Source organism: Fundidesulfovibrio sp. (genome assembly GCF_058402725.1).
Genome location: NZ_JBZVFJ010000100.1, coordinates 1 through 14521 on the forward strand (window position 1 = coordinate 1; position 14521 = coordinate 14521).

At 69.8% G+C, this 14521-nt stretch carries 15 protein-coding genes; 8 read left to right on the plus strand and 7 right to left on the minus strand.

Annotation, left to right across the window (positions count from 1 at the left end):
* Nucleotides 1-1786 (minus strand): molybdopterin-dependent oxidoreductase (locus tag ACV4UX_RS13035; protein ID WP_491593713.1); only part of this gene is annotated, 1786 nt, incomplete at its 3' end.
* Nucleotides 1787-1802: 16 nt separating this feature from the next.
* Entirely contained in the window at nt 1803-3152 is a 1350-nt protein-coding gene (locus ACV4UX_RS13040; protein WP_491593714.1) for a dihydrolipoyl dehydrogenase family protein, read from the minus strand.
* Between the two features lie 212 nt (nt 3153-3364).
* On the opposite strand from ACV4UX_RS13040, the gene fumC reads away from it, so the two are divergent.
* Both fumC and rbp read left to right on the plus strand, forming a co-directional pair.
* On the plus strand, nt 3365-4765 hold the full coding sequence (gene fumC / locus ACV4UX_RS13045; RefSeq protein WP_491593715.1) for a class II fumarate hydratase: 1401 nt from the start codon (nt 3365-3367) through the stop codon (nt 4763-4765).
* Nucleotides 4766-5050: 285 nt separating this feature from the next.
* Nucleotides 5051-5356 (plus strand): RNA-binding regulator, encoded by a 306-nt coding sequence (rbp, locus tag ACV4UX_RS13050; protein WP_491593716.1) that lies wholly within the window; start codon nt 5051-5053, stop codon nt 5354-5356.
* 545 nt (nt 5357-5901) lie between these two features.
* Here rbp and ACV4UX_RS13055 read toward each other — a convergent pair.
* The 4 genes from ACV4UX_RS13055 to gcvH form a co-directional block, all read right to left on the minus strand.
* Complete coding sequence (locus ACV4UX_RS13055) at nt 5902-6087, minus strand: hypothetical protein (protein WP_491593717.1); 186 nt, start codon at nt 6085-6087, stop codon at nt 5902-5904.
* Between the two features lie 268 nt (nt 6088-6355).
* Nucleotides 6356-7801 (minus strand): aminomethyl-transferring glycine dehydrogenase subunit GcvPB, encoded by a 1446-nt coding sequence (gene gcvPB / locus ACV4UX_RS13060; protein ID WP_491593718.1) that lies wholly within the window; start codon nt 7799-7801, stop codon nt 6356-6358.
* Entirely contained in the window at nt 7798-9129 is a 1332-nt protein-coding gene (gcvPA, locus tag ACV4UX_RS13065; RefSeq protein ID WP_491593719.1) for an aminomethyl-transferring glycine dehydrogenase subunit GcvPA, read from the minus strand. Before gcvPA ends, gcvPB begins: the two co-directional genes overlap by 4 nt.
* An 11-nt stretch (nt 9130-9140) precedes the next feature.
* Nucleotides 9141-9518: a glycine cleavage system protein GcvH gene (gcvH, locus tag ACV4UX_RS13070; protein WP_173081060.1), complete on the minus strand. Its 378-nt coding sequence runs from the start codon at nt 9516-9518 to the stop codon at nt 9141-9143.
* A gap of 233 nt (nt 9519-9751) precedes the next feature.
* Between gcvH and ACV4UX_RS13075 the strand changes: the two genes are divergently transcribed.
* The 3 genes from ACV4UX_RS13075 (at nt 9752) to folE2 (ending at nt 11821) form a co-directional block, all read left to right on the plus strand.
* Complete coding sequence (locus tag ACV4UX_RS13075; RefSeq protein WP_491593720.1) at nt 9752-10459, plus strand: class I SAM-dependent methyltransferase; 708 nt, start codon at nt 9752-9754, stop codon at nt 10457-10459.
* Nucleotides 10460-10572: 113 nt separating this feature from the next.
* Nucleotides 10573-10992: a nickel-responsive transcriptional regulator NikR gene (gene nikR / locus ACV4UX_RS13080; protein ID WP_491593721.1), complete on the plus strand. Its 420-nt coding sequence runs from the start codon at nt 10573-10575 to the stop codon at nt 10990-10992.
* Between the two features lie 55 nt (nt 10993-11047).
* Nucleotides 11048-11821 (plus strand): GTP cyclohydrolase FolE2, encoded by a 774-nt coding sequence (gene folE2, locus ACV4UX_RS13085; RefSeq protein WP_491593722.1) that lies wholly within the window; start codon nt 11048-11050, stop codon nt 11819-11821.
* Nucleotides 11822-11910: 89 nt separating this feature from the next.
* Here the strand turns inward: folE2 and ACV4UX_RS13090 are convergent, their stop codons facing one another.
* Nucleotides 11911-12468: a hypothetical protein gene (locus ACV4UX_RS13090; RefSeq protein ID WP_491593723.1), complete on the minus strand. Its 558-nt coding sequence runs from the start codon at nt 12466-12468 to the stop codon at nt 11911-11913.
* A gap of 112 nt (nt 12469-12580) precedes the next feature.
* On the opposite strand from ACV4UX_RS13090, the gene ACV4UX_RS13095 reads away from it, so the two are divergent.
* From ACV4UX_RS13095 to ACV4UX_RS13105, 3 genes are all read left to right on the plus strand, one after another.
* Complete coding sequence (locus tag ACV4UX_RS13095; protein WP_491593724.1) at nt 12581-12964, plus strand: flagellar basal body rod C-terminal domain-containing protein; 384 nt, start codon at nt 12581-12583, stop codon at nt 12962-12964.
* A 119-nt stretch (nt 12965-13083) separates the two neighbouring features.
* Nucleotides 13084-14103, plus strand: coding sequence for a sigma-54 interaction domain-containing protein (locus ACV4UX_RS13100; protein ID WP_491593725.1), 1020 nt, complete (start codon nt 13084-13086; stop codon nt 14101-14103).
* A 49-nt stretch (nt 14104-14152) separates the two neighbouring features.
* Nucleotides 14153-14521: hypothetical protein (locus ACV4UX_RS13105; protein WP_491593726.1), on the plus strand; the 369-nt coding region annotated here is incomplete at its 3' end.

The following is a 14521-nucleotide window of genomic DNA, read 5'->3' on the forward strand; positions in this document are numbered from 1 at the left end:
GCAGGGGCTCCACGCGCACGGCCATGGCGCCCAGGGCCGTCTCCAGAAGCACGGGGCGGGAGAGGTCCAGGTCCGCGAGCGCGGGGGCCTCGGGGGCGAGGTGCACCGTGGGCGGATCGTTCTGTTCGTCCTCGGGGATCTGGGAGAGCAGGTGGTCGCGCCGCACGGGGGAGAGCAGGCGCAGGGGGAAGGCCGGGTCCGCCGGGGCGTCGGCGGGCAGGGCGTTTGGAAGGTGGAAAAGGCCGTCGGGGTGGGCGAAGCGGCCGTCGGCCCAGGGCGTGGTGGGCGCGGGGGCGCTGAGCCAGCCTTCGCGGCGCAGCGCCTCCAGGGTCCAGCCCGCCTTGCCGTCGCGCAGGGCGGCCTCCATCACGGCTTCGGCGTCCGGCAGGGCCACGGGATCGGCCAGAAGCGCGCCCAGGCGGGCGGCGATCTCGAAGTTGGGCAGGCACTGCCCGGGCGGGTCCACGGCCTGGGCCGCGTGGAGCAGGCCCGCATGTTCGCCGGGGTGCAGCACGTCCTCGCATTCGAGCATGAGCGCAGGGGGCAGCACCACGGAGGCGGCGCGGGCCGTGTCCGTGAGGAAGGGCTCCACCACCACGGTGAAACGATCGCAGAGCATGCGCGCCAGGGCAAGGCTTTCCGGGCACTGGGTGACGAGGTTCATGCCCTCCACCCAGACGAAGTCCACGGGCGGGTCAGCGGACTCCACGGCGCGGGCAAGGCCGACGATGGGGAAGCGCCGGGAGGGGCCGGGAGAGACGCCGGTCCAGTCCCAGGCGGCGAGGCCGGGGTCCGGGGAGAGGAACCACACGCCGCCGCCGGGGCGGCCCACGTTGCCCGAGAGCACTGCCAGGGCGTCCACGAAGCGCACGTTGGCCCCGCCGTTGGCGTAGCGCTGCAGGCCCCGGCCGATATGGGTGGCCGTGGCGTCGAGGAGCTCCGGAAGGCAGGGCGCGGCGGCAGGGTCGTACCAGTCTGCCAGGGTCCGGGCCTGGTCAAGGGAGGCGTCGCAGGCGGCCAGGAGGTCCTCCAGGGACCATGCGTCGAGTAGGTTCAGGAACGCCCGGGGTTGCGCGCAGCGGGAGAGCGTCTGCGGGGAGAGCGCGCCGCGCGCCGCCAGCAGCTTGAGCGCCGCAGCGGCCAGGAAGCGGTCCGTGCCCGGGCGCACGATGATCTCCTGGTCGCAGTCGTAGGGGGCGTCGCCGGGGTGGACGGCCAGCACGCGCGCGCCGTTGTCCCGGGCCTGGCGCAGCATGGCCGCAAGGTGGGCGGACTGGGCGCGGGCGTTGCGGCCCCAGTTGACGATGCGGGCGGCCCGTGCGGATTCTTCGAGCGGTCCCTGGCGGATGGCCCCGAAGTCCCGGCGGATGGCCTCGGCCCCGGCCCCCAGGCAGATGGCCCCGGAAAAGCCCGACGCGCCCAGGGAGTTGAAGAGGTATTTCCCGGCCTGGTGCAGCAGGCCGAAGGAGGCGTGGTAGTGGATGTGGAGCATGCGCTCCGGCGCGGGGCGCAGGGCGTCCATGCGCCGGGCGATCAGCTCCAGGGCTTCGCCCCAGGAGGCGGGGCGGAGCTCCTCGCCGCGGCGCACCAGGGGGGTGGTGACGCGCCGGGGGCTGGCGAGACGCCGGGCGAAGCGCGCGGTCTTGGCGCAGATGCGCCCGCGCGTGAAAGGGTGGTCCGGGTTGCCCCGGACGCTTTGGACGCCTTCAGGCCCCACGTCCACCAGCAGGGCGCAGCCGTCGCCGCAGTGGCGGGTGCAGGCGGTTCGGACGGTGCGTACGGACACGGCCCGGCCCCGGGGATCAGGCCAGGAGCGCGGCGCGCAGGGCCTCGTCCAGGGTGGGGTGGGGGAACACCACGTCCTCGCACTGCTTTTTGGTGAAGCCCTGAGCCACCAGCACCGTGGAGAGGGTGGCCAGGGAGGCCACGCCGTGGCCAACGGCCGTGACGCCCTTGAGGCGTCCCTCGCTCCACACGCACTTCACGAGGCCGCCCGTTGCCCCGTGGGCCTGGGCGATGGGGTTTGCGATCAGCTGCGAACGCGTGACGGCCACGTCCTCCAGGCCTTGGGCGCGCGCCTCCGCTTCCAACAGGCCCACGCGCATGGTCTCGGGCGCGCCGTACATGCAGCCGGGGATGGGGCCTGGCTCGTAGGGCCGGGTCTCCTCGCCCGCGAAGTGGCGCACGGCCCATTCGCCCTGGCTGGAAGCCGCGTGGGCCAGGAGCGTGCGGCCGTTCACGTCGCCCACGGCGTAGACCGTGGGGCTGGCCAGGAGGTGTTCGTCGGTGTGCACCCAGCCCGCGCCCTTCACCTCGGCCCCCAGCATCTCCAGCATGAGGTTGCGCGAGTTGGGATGGCGTCCCACGGCCAGCAGGCACTTGGCGGCGGTGAAGACTCGTCCGTCCTCCAGTTCCACGCGGGCCTGGCCGTCCACGGTGGCCAGGGAGGCCACGCGGACGCCGGTGTGCATGGCCCAGCCCTGGCGCTTGAAGCTCTGGGCCAGGGCCTTGCTCACCTCTTCGTCCTCGGCGGGGGCGATGCGCTCGGCCACCTCCAGCAGGGTGACGGCGCTGCCCATGCGGGAGAAGAACTGGGCCAGCTCCAGGCCGATGAAGCCCGCGCCGATCACCACGAGGCTTTCGGGAACCTCGCGCAGGCCGAGCATGTCGCCGGAGTTGAGCACGGCGTCGTGGTCGGCCTTGAGGCCGGGCTTGGCGGCGGGGCGGCTGCCCGTAGCCAGGATGCACTTCTTGTAGGAGACGGTCTTGGGCTCTCCCTCGACTTCCAACACGGACTTCACGGCCCCGATCATCTTGAGCTCACCGCGCAGGAGCGTGACGCCCAGCTTTTCCAGCTGGGCGGCCATGGCCTTGCGGGTGGCCTCGATGTGGCGCTTTTTGCGGTCGGCCAGGGCGGGGAGGTCGACCCTGTACTGCCCGGAGGCTACCTTGAGGCGCTCCTGGCCTTCCATCTCGGCCAGGGGGGCCACGGCGGCCAGGAGGAACTTGGTGGGAATGCAGCCCCAGTTCAGGCAGGAGCCGCCCAGGTGTTCCTTCTCCAGCAGGATGGCCTTGATGCCCCGGCGAGCGGCGGCAAGGGCCGCGTCGTACCCTGCGGGGCCTCCCCCGACGATGAAAAGTTCGGTTTCCATGGCGTCCGTTGGCTAGAGGTGCGTTCTGAAAACATCACAAGTGGGAATCGGAACACGCTAGAACGTGTGCGGTTTCAAGGCAAGCAAAATTGCGAAGCGGAGCGGGGCGGACACCTTGCGGGGCTTTTTCTTGCGCGCAAGGCCCGCCGGGTGCTACGGTCCCGGACAATCCCTTTCCGCAGGCCGCGTCAGGCCATCAGGAGGTCCGGTTCATGGAAGAGCGCATCGAATCCGACAGCATGGGCGAGGTGAGGGTCCCGGCGGACAGGCTCTGGGGCGCGCAGACGCAGCGTTCGCTGGAGCATTTCAGCATCGGCGGAGAGCTGATGCCCCGGGAGCTGATCGGGGCCTACGCCCTGCTCAAGAAGGCCTGCGCCCTGGCGAACCGAGAGCAGGGGCGGCTCGACGCGAAGCTCGCGGACCTCATCCTGGCTGCCTGCGACGAGATCCTGGCCGGAGAACACCACGACATGTTTCCCCTCCACGTCTGGATGACCGGCAGCGGCACCCAGTTCAACATGAACGTCAACGAGGTGGTATCCAACCGTTGCTGCCAGATGGCGGGCACGGCGCTGGGCTCCAAGAAGCCCGTGCACCCCAACGACCACGTGAACATGGCCCAGTCCACCAACGACAATTTCCCCACGGCCATGTACATGGCCGCCGCAATGGGCGTCACGGGGGGGCTTCTGCCCTCTCTGCGCGCCCTGCACGATGCGCTTGCCGCCAAGGCCGGGGCCTGGGCGGACATGGTGAAGATCGGACGCACGCACATGCAGGACGCCACGCCCCTCACTCTGGGGCAGGAGTTCTCGGGCTACGCGCAGCTCCTGGAGGACGGCGAGGAGCGCCTGGAACAGGCCCTGGGGCACGTCTACAGGCTGGCCCTGGGCGGCACGGCCGTGGGCACGGGCATCAACGCCGCGCCCGGGTTCGCGGAGGCTGCGGTGGCGCACGTCGCAAGGCTTACGGGCCTGCCCTTCGAGAGCGCCGCCAACAAGTTCGCGGTGCAGGGCTCCCACGACGCCCTGGTGCAGCTCTCCGGGGCCATGAAGACCCTGGCCGCGTCGCTGGGCAAGATCGCCAACGACATCCGGCTGCTCTCCTGCGGGCCGCGCGCGGGGCTGGCCGAACTGATCCTCCCCGAAAACGAGCCGGGCTCCTCCATCATGCCCGGCAAGGTGAACCCCACACAGTGCGAGGCCATGACCATGGTGGCCATCCAGGTTACCGCCAACGACCTGGCCGTGACCCTGGGCGGCGCGGGCGGCCACCTGGAGATGAACGCCTACAAGCCCCTGATCATCCACAACGTGATGGGCTCGGTGCGCATGCTGGCCGACTGCATGGAGAGCTTCCGCAAGTATCTGGTGGAGGGCCTGCGGCCCAACGAGAAGCGCATCCGGGAGTTCGTGGGCCGCTCGCTCATGCTGGTGACGGCTCTTTCGCCCGTGATCGGCTACGACAAGGCCTCGGCGATTGCCCACCACGCCATGGAGCACGACCTGACCCTGCGCGAGGCCGCCCTGGACCTGGGTTTCGTGGACGCCGCCACCTTCGACAGGGTGGTGGACCCCGCCAAGATGACCAGACCCTACGTGGCGGGCGGGTAGGGGGGGCGTGCGCCCCGGGCTGGCCCGGACGGGGGCTTCGTTTCAGCCCGGCGCTCCGGCCGTGGCCGGGGAAAGGGACGCCCGGAGGGTGGGCAACGTGAACGAACGCCCGAAATCCGGCAGAAAAACGCTGTTTCCCCCAGGAAGCTCCTTGCGCCCGGAGCGTGGATGATAGTATGGACTTCTCAACCTTCAACGCGCATGGATTCATTGGGTCTTGGGCTCGTCCGAACGCCAGCTCCTGCCGATGAGAAAAGACATGCCAAAACCCGGGAGCGAATGCCCATGGCCAAGAAGCTTTATGTCGGCAACCTGTCCTTCAAATCCACCGAAGATGATATCCGCAAGGTGTTCAGCGCCTACGGCGAAGTGCTGAGCGTTGCCCTGATCACCGACCGCGAAACCGGCCGTCTGCGCGGCTTCGGCTTCGTGGAGATGGACGACGAGGGCGCTCTGGCGGCCATCCAGGGCGTCAACGGCACCGAGGTGGGCGGCCGCACGCTGAAGGTCAACGAGGCCCAGGAAAAGCCCCGCTCCGGCGGCGGCGGTGGCGGTTACGGCGGCGGCGGTGGCGGCGGCCGTCGCTGGTAGAACTCCTTCGGGAGACCGTTGATTGACGGCGGGCCGGGAGCGATCCCGGCCCGTTTTTTTGCGTCGCGCCCGGCAGCATCGGCCCTGGCGCGCGCCGACGCGCGCGACGCCAGCCCTGGACTTCCGCTTCGGGCGGCAGGGGCGCGGCGTCCTCCCGCAGGGGCTGAAAGACCGGCCCTGCTGAAGATGCGGCTGCTGCGGCCTGGTGGTGGCCGATCCCTGGAGGCGCGGCCCCGGGCTGGCGGCAACGGGGTGGGCGCGGAATGAATGCGGGCGCACTCCCGGTCAGCGGGCGGGCTTGACGGCTGCGGGCGGCAGACCTCTTCGGACGGCCGCAGGCCTGTCACCTGAGCGGAGCGGGCTGGCGGCTCCAGAGTGGGCAGCCGGTACGGATGCCGCCTGAAGACCCGGTCCGGGGAGGGGGCCGACTGGATGCCAGGCTGGCGGCGCGCTTCGCACGCAGACGTGAAGCCGCGCCATGCCGTTCGGGGCCGGGCCTGCGTGGGGGCGCGCGAAGGGGGCGGAGCGGCCGGGCCGCTCCGGGATCACTCCTGGACGGGACGTGCCTGTCCGGAATCTTCGTTGCCGGGCTCTTCCTGGCCGGGCTCTTCCTGGCCTTCCTCGCCCGAGGCCTTCTTCTCCTGCTTGCGCAGCAGTTTCTCTTCCTTCTTCTTCTGCTTGGCGGCCTCTTTCTGGCGCTTCTCAAACGAATAGTTGGGCTTCTTCGCCATGGATGGTCCTTCGTGATGGGTGTTGGGCGTCCTTGCCGGGCCGGACGCGGCCAGGTCGCGCGCGTTCGTTGCCCGGCAACGAGGGATTATGAACCAAGGATGGTTTGGCGGCAAGAACTTCCTGCGCGAACGCCGGGACGGGGCACGGGCCATGGTCCACGGGCCGCTCCGGAGCGGTCGGCCGCCTTTCCTGGACCGCCCGGACGCGAAACGCCGCCCGGACTCGCGTCCGGGCGGCGTCTTCATCTTCGTTCGGGCTCTTGCGTCCCTACATGTCTTCGGTGATGTGCATGCCCCTGGCGGCCGCCGTCTCGTCGAGGCGGGTGACGGGCAGGGTCACGGGGGCGGCCTGCACTGCCGCCGGGTCGGTCTCGGCCTGGGCCAGGATGGCGCGCAGGTCGTCCACGAAGGTGTCCAGGGTCTCCTTGGACTCGGTCTCCGTGGGCTCGAACATCAGGCATTCCTTCACGATGAGCGGGAAGTACACCGTGGGGGCGTGGTAGCCCTTGTCCAGGAGCGCCTTGGCGATGTCCAGGGCGCGCACGCCCTTTTCGGACTGCTTTGCCGCCGAGGCCACGAACTCGTGCATGCAGATGCGGTCGTGGGGCACCTCCAGCACGTCGTCCAGGCGCTTGCGCAGGTAGTTGGCCGCCAGCACGGCGTTTTCGCTCACCTTGATCAGGCCCTCGCGGCCCAGGCGCACCATGTACGCGTAGGCTTTGAGCACCACCCCGAAGTTGCCGTAGAACGGGGCCACGTAGCCGATGGACTTGGGGTAGTCGTAGCGCAGGTGGAAGCGGCAGGAGGCGTCCTTCACCACGCGCGAGATGGGCATGTAGTCCGCCAGGCGGGCGCACACGCCCACCGGGCCGGAGCCGGGGCCGCCGCCGCCGTGGGGCGTGGCGAAGGTCTTGTGCAGGTTCACGTGCACGATGTCGAACCCGGCGTCGCCCATGCGCATCTTGCCCATCACGGCGTTGAGGTTCGCGCCGTCGTAGTAGAGCAGGGCGTCCACGGAGCGCAGCAGCTCCACGATGCGCGGCAGGTTCTGCTCGAACAGGCCCAGGGTGTTGGGGCAGGTCATCATCATGCCCGCCACCTGGTCGTCCAGCACGGCGGCCAGGGCGTCGGGGTCCACGATGCCGTCCTTGGAGGCCACGCTGACCACCTCGTACCCGGCGATGGCCGCCGAGGCCGGGTTGGTGCCGTGGGCCGAGTCCGGGCAGATGATCTTGGTCTTCTTGTTGCCCTTGTCGGCGTGGTAGGCGGCCATGATCAGCACGCCGGTCAGCTCGCCGTGCGCCCCGGCCATGGGGTGCAGGGTGAACTCGTCCATGCCGGTGATCTCGCAGAGCCAGCGCTCGGTCTCGTACATCACTTCGAGCGCGCCCTGGGTCAGCTCGTCGCCGCGCGGCAGCTGGGGCAGCATGGGGTGGAGCCGGGCGAAGCCGGGCAGGGCGGCCACGTTCTCGCAGAACTTGGGGTTGTACTTCATGGTGCACGACCCCAGCGGGTAGAAGTTGCCGTCCACCCCGAAGTTCTTGCGCGAGAGCGTGGTGAAGTGGCGCACCACGTCCAGCTCCGAGAGGGAGGGCAGGCCGGAGGGGCCGTCGCGCAGGAGGTCGGCGGGCAGGAGGTCCAAGGCCTGCCCCGAGGGGGTCTTGGGCCACACGCCCTCGCGGCCGGGGCGCGACTGCTGGAACACGGTGCTCATAGTTCGTCCTCCAGCCAGGCGGCCAGGATGTCGATGTCGCGTTTGGAGGTCTTCTCGGTGCAGCACACCAGGAGGGCGTTCTCCAGGCCCTGGTAGTAGCGGCCCAGGGGGAAGCCCGGCACGAGGCCGCGCCCGATGAGGGCCAGGCACACGTCCTGGGCGGCGCGGGGCAGCGTGAGGGCGAACTCGTTGCCGATGGGGCCCTGGCCCAGCAGGCTCACGCCCTTGATGGCCGAGAGCTTCCCGGCGGCGTAGCGGGCGTTCTCCATGGAGAGGAGCGCCGTTCGCATGAGGCCCTCCTCGCCCAGCAGGCACAGGTGCGCCAGGCTGCGCAGGGCGCACAGGGCCTGGTTGGAGCAGATGTTGGAGGTGGCCTTCTGGCGGCGGATGTGCTGCTCGCGCGCCTGGAGCGTGAGCACGTAGCCGGTGCGGCCCTGGGAATCCTCGGTGCGGCCCACGATGCGTCCGGGCATCTGGCGCACCAGGGCCTTGGTGCAGGTCATCACGCCCAGGTAGGGGCCGCCGAAGGAGAGCGGCAGGCCCAGGCTCTGGCCCTCGGCCACGGCCACGTCCGCGCCCATGGCGCCGGGCGTCTTGAGCACGCTGGCCAGCACGGGGTAGGCGCTCAGCACGGACACGGCCCCGACGGCCTTGGCGGCGGCGAACAGGGCGGAGGCGTCCTGCACGCGGCCGAAGAAGTTGGGGTTTTGCACCACCACGCAGGCGGTTTCCTTGTCCAGGGCGGCCTGCATGGCGGCGAAGTCGGTGGCGCCCTCGCGGTGGGGCACGGTGACCAGCGACAGGTGCAGGTTGCGCGTGAAGGTTTCCACCAGGATGCGGTAGATGGGGTTCACCGTCTCGCTGATGAGCACCTTGGTGCGCTTCGTCTGGCGCACGGCCATCATCACGGCCTCGCAGAGGGCGGTGCCGCCGTCGTAGACCGAGGCGTTGGCGCAGTCCATGCCCAGCAGGCGGCTCACGGCGGTCTGGTACTCGAAGATGGCCTGGAGCGTGCCCTGGCTGGCCTCGGGCTGGTAGGGCGTGTAGGCCGTGTAGAACTCGCCGCGTCCGGTGAGGGCGTCCACGGCCGAGGGCACGTAGTGGTCGTAGAAGCCGGCGCCCAGGAAGCTCACGAGGCCGGCGTTGTTGCGCGAGGCCATGTCTTCGAGCTTGGCGCGGGTGTCCATCTCGGAGAGGCCCGGGGGCAGATCGAAACTCTTGGGGCGCAGGGCCAGGGGGATCTCGGCGAAAAGCTCTTCCACGGAAGAGACGCCGACGGTCTCCAGCATGGCCCTGGCGTCCTCCGCGGTGTGGGGGACGTAGGGCATGGGCGCTCCTTCTAGTGGCAGGAGACGGCGGTCTGTTCGTAGGCGGCGGCGTCCAGCAGACCCTGGGGCTCGGCCGAGAGCTTCACCTTGATCATCCAGCCGCCCGCGAAGGGGTCCTGGTTGACCAGTTCGGGAGCGCCCTCCAGGGCTTCGTTGACCTCCACCACCTCGCCCGTGACCGGGGAATACAACTCGCTGGCGGCCTTGACCGACTCGATGGACCCGAATTCCGAGCCCTGGGTCACCTGAGCGCCCACGGCGGGCAGATCCACGAAGGTGATGTCGCCCAGTTGCTCCTGGGCGAAGGAGGTGATGCCCACGGTGGCGGTGTCGCCTTCGATCCTGGCCCATTCGTGGGAGGGGGTGTATTTGATGTCTGCGGGATACATAGGATATCGTCTCCTTCAGGGGTGTGCGCGGGCTGTGCGCCGAAAACCGGTGGACTTTAGCCCCTGGCGCTCCGGGGGGCAAGGCTTTCCTCGCCTGCGGGAGGAGCGGGGCGAGCAGAACGGGACCACCGGGAGCGCGAGGGCCTCGCATCGTCGCAAGGGGCGGGGGAGCGTCCCGGCCTTGCGCGGTGGCGCGCTTGCGGGTATCAGGGCCGCCTTCGGAGGAGACCGCCATGCCCGAAACGGCCGCCAAGGCCCCGCAGACCGCACCCTGTCAGCCCGACTACACCCGGGGCGAGCGCCAGTGCCTCCTCGTGGAGGAGCTGGGCCGCACCTGGAAGCTCCACCGCACGGCGGACATGGAGACCCTCTGGGAGAACCTGGGCCGGGAGGAGTTCGGAGAAGACGAGCGCATGCCCTACTGGGCGGAGTTGTGGCCCGCGAGCATGCTGCTCTGCCGCTGGCTGGGGCGCAATCGGGAGCTGGTGCGCGGCAAGGCCTGCCTGGACATCGGGTGCGGGCTGGGGCTCACAGGCATCGTGGGCGCGTGGCTGGGCGCGCGGGTGGTGGGCATGGACCACCAGTGGCCCGCAGTCTACTTCAGCCGGGAGAACGCGGCGCTCAACGGCGTGGACGGCCCGCTCTGGACGCGCATGGACTGGTGCGCCCCGGCCTTCAAGCCCCGGGCCTTCGACGTGATGTGGGGCGGCGACATCGTCTACGAAACGCGCTTCTACCACCCCCTCACCCGGCTCTTCCGGGACCACCTGGCCCCGGGCGGGCGCATCTGGCTGGCGGAGCCCCGGCGAAGCGTCTCGCGCCCGGTGTGGGAGCGCCTGGCGGGCGACGGCTTCGCGGTGCAGAAGCTCCTCACCGAGCCCGTGCCCGTGGAGGGCTACGAGGTGACCGTGAACCTCTGGGAGCTGACGCAGCCGGGTTGAAAACGTCACGAGGGCATTGATTTTGTTGTCCGAAACCGGAATGGTGCGTTCAACAACCGCCGCGTCCGGCCGCAGCGCCACGCCCTGCGGCCCGGCGGATCAAGGGAGACGCCATGGGCAAAACCATCCGCTTCGGCGTGTCGCTCAATTCCGACCTGCTGGAGAAGTTCGACGCGCTCTGCGAAGAGAAGAGCTACCCCAACCGTTCCGAGGCCATCCGCGACCTGATCCGGGGCGTGCTGGTGGAGCGCGAGCAGCAGGTGGGCGAGGGCGAGATCGCCGCAGTGCTCACCCTGGTGTACGACCACCACTTCTCCGACCTCTCCCAGCGCCTGGTGGAGATCCAGCACGACGAGCACGACGTGATCCTCACCACCGTGCACGTGCACCTGGACCACCACAACTGCCTGGAAGTGCTCATCCTCAAGGGCGCGGGCGAGGCCATCAAGCGCCTGGCCGACCGGCTCATCGCCACCAAGGGCGTGAAGCACGGCAGGCTCACCCTCACCACCACGGGGCGGGGGCTGGTGTAGGCGGCGGGACGGAAGTCCCTCCGGTCCGCGCCAGGCAGCCCGCTCGCGAGACCCCATGAAAGACATCCAATCCTCCCCCTCCGAGGTGCTCATCCCCATCGACCGGGTGGGCATCCGCTCCATCCGGCTGCCGCTCACCGTGCGCGACCGCGCCAACGGTACGCAGAACACCGTGGCCGAGGTGGACATGGCCGTGGATTTGCCCGCCGAGTTCAAGGGCACGCACATGTCGCGCTTCGTGGAGGCCCTGGAGAGCCTGGGCGGCGCGCTGGACTACAAGAGCCTGCGCGGACTGGTGGCCGGCGTGCGCGACCGCCTGGAGGCCCGCAACGCCCACGTCACCGTGCGCTTCCCCTACTTTGTGCGCCGCTCCTCCCCGGCGTCCGGGGCGGAGTCCACCATGGACTACGCCTGCACCGTGCAGGGCGACCTCATCGGAGAGCGCTTCCGCATCACCCTGGGCGTGGAAGCGCCCGTGATGACCGTGTGCCCCTGCTCCCTGGCCATCAGCGACCAGGGCGCGCACAGCCAGCGCGCCGTGGTGCGCGCGCGCTGCCGCTACAAGGGCTTCGTGTGGCTGGAGGAGCTCATCGACATGGCCGAGGCGGCAGGGTCCTCCCCGGTGTACGCCCTGCTCAAGCGCGAGGACGAGAAGCACGTCACCGAGGCGGCCTTCGACAACCCCCGTTTCGTGGAGGACGTGGCCCGCTCCATGGCCAAGGCCCTGGAGGACCACCCCGCCGTGACCTGGTACGCCGTGGAGGTGGAGAGCTTCGAGTCCATCCACAACCACTGCGCCGTGGCGGGCATCGAGCGCGAGAAGGCGTAGGTCGCGGCCCGCGCGGGAAGACCCCGGGGGCTGAGGCCCTGGGCGCGTAGGCCCCCCGCGCCGGACGCGGCGTTGTTGCCGGTCCGGCCTCAGCGCAGGCGCACGGACTGCATCATGGCGAAGAGGGCGGAGCGGTTGGCGTCGAAGAGCGCGTGGGCCTGCTTGTCGTCGTCGGCCACGGCGTAGGCCATCACCTGGAGCAGCCGTCCCTTCACGGGCGCGAAGACGTGGTTGACGAACTGCACGCGCACCTTGCCGTCGCCGCCGCGCAGCAGGCGCGCGTAGAGCGTGTCGTAGCCGAAGTGGTCCCCCGCGCCGCCGCGCATGCAGGTGGGGTTGATGCCCTTGAGCGACTCCGCAACGTATTGCTTCACGTTCTCGCAGGAGACGAACGCGTTCTGCGTGAGCAGGATGTCCGTGCGCGGCGGGCTCAGGCAGACCACGAAGCGCAGGTCCGGCCCGTTGGAGGCCTCCACGGCGAAGGTGCAGCCGTCCCTGGTGGTCTCGGCCACGGTCCAGCCCTTGGCGGGGTGGAAGCGCAGCCCCACCGCGTCGTTGCGGTAGGATCGGCGCTCGGGCGGCTCCTGGGCGCAGGCGGCCAGCAGCAGGCACGCGGCCAGGCAGGCCGCCAGGGCGAGGCATCGCATGGATCCACGTTAGCCCGGACGGCGCGCCCCGGCAACACCCGGCGCGCCCTCCCCGCAGGCTGTTGACAGGCCGCCCCGGAGTGCGCACAGTGCAAGGAAGGGAGAGAAGGCCATGAGCATCATCCCCAACCTCAACGTGCAGGCCCTCGGGGCCCTCACCCACGCCGCCGAGGACACGGCCCGAAACCTGGCCAACCTCTCCACCGACGGCTACCAGCCCGTGCGCACCGTGATCTCCTCGGGACCGGCGTACATCAACGCCATCTCCGAGCACTCCGTGGCCTTCGGCCAGACCATGGCCGAGCCCGCCTTCGACAGCGCCACCGACCAGAAAACCCAGGAACGAGCCTGGGTGCAGCCCTACCAGGGCGGCAGCGTGGACGTGGCCCGCGAACTGGTGAACCTCTCCTCCGCCGAGCGCGCCTTCCAGGCCAATGCGGCGGCCGTGCGCACCCTGGAGCAGACCACAGGCTCCGTGCTGGACCTGATGGCCTGAACCGCCCTCCCCATGGCCCGGAAATCCGCGCGGGCCGGTCTTTTCCCCCGCATTCCCCTTGACTTCGCGTCATAATGTTGACACCGTTCGTCCATGCACGTTTTTCAAGGGGATTCCGCATGGAATTGAACACCTCGGGCATCATCGGCAAGAGTCCGGCCCTGGCCGGCGTGTTCTCGGTGCTCTCCAAGGTGGCCCCCACGGATTCCACGGTGCTCGTCACCGGCGAATCGGGCACGGGCAAGGAGCTCCTGGTGCGGGCGTTGCACGCCAACAGCCGCCGCAGGGACAAGCCCTTCGTGCCGGTGAACTGCGGGGCCATCCCCCGGGAACTGCTGGAATCGGAGCTTTTCGGGCACGAAAAGGGAGCCTTCACCCACGCCATCCGCAACCGCGCGGGCCGCTTCGAGCTGGCCGACGGCGGCACCATCTTCCTCGACGAGATCGGCGAGATGGACCTCTCGCTCCAGGTGAAGATCCTGCGCGTGCTCCAGGAGAAGGAGTTCGAGCGCGTGGGCGGCACGCGCACCATGAAGGTGGACGTGCGCATCGTGGCAGCCACAAACCGCGACCTGGAGGCCGAAGTGGCCGCAGGGCGCTTCCGCGAAGATCTCTTCTACCGCCTGAACGTCATCCCCCTGCACCTGCCCCCGCTGCGCGAGCGCGGCGAGGACGTGCTGCTGCTTTCGCGCTGCTTCCTGGAGCGTTTCTGCGCCCAGAAGGAGCGCCCGGTGCTGGCCGTGCCCGCCGAGACGTCCTCGGTGTTCCTGAGCTATTCCTGGCCCGGCAACGTGCGCGAGCTGGAAAACCTCATGGAGCGCCTCTCCATCCTCTGCGACGAGGACCACATCCGCCCCGAGGACCTGCCCCGCAAAATCTGGGAAGACGTGGGCAAGGCCCCCCCCGTCTCGGCAGCCGTCCCGGCGGCGAGGCCCGCCGGGTTCGAATGGCCCGTGGTGGCCGACCTCAAGGCCAAGGGCATGGGCCTCAAGGAGTTCCTCGACGAAATCGAGGAGCGCCTGCTGGCCGAGTCCCTGGAGATGGCCGGGGGCGTGAAGAACCAGGCCGCCGAGATCCTGGGCATCAAGCGGACCACGCTCATCGAAAAGCTCAAGAAGAAAAACATGCTGGGGGCCTAAGGCGCGCCCCGTGAGGCCTGGTGCGCTTCTTGCTTGCTGGGTGTCCGTGATGGCGCGCCCCGTTGCCAGGATCGCCTGGCTCCTCTGCCTGTGCATGCTCTTTCTCGCGGCCCCCGGCGGCGCTCGAGCCCAGACCTACGCCCTCACGGCCGGTCCCTCGGCCGACCAGATCACCCTAACGTTCCCGCGCAAGGCCCCGGCGCCTGTGGCGGTGCGCACCGGCCCCCGACGCGTGGAGGTTCTCTTCCCGGCGGGGGTGAAGCTCAAGGCTCCGCCCCAGCCTGCGGGCAGGACGCGCCACGTGGCGGCCCTCGCGGCGGCGGACAACGTGCTCGTGCTGGAAACCGCGAACGAATCCTTCGGCTTCGTGACCACCCCCTCCGGCGACAAGGGCGTGTCCATCCAGGTGTTCTTCGAC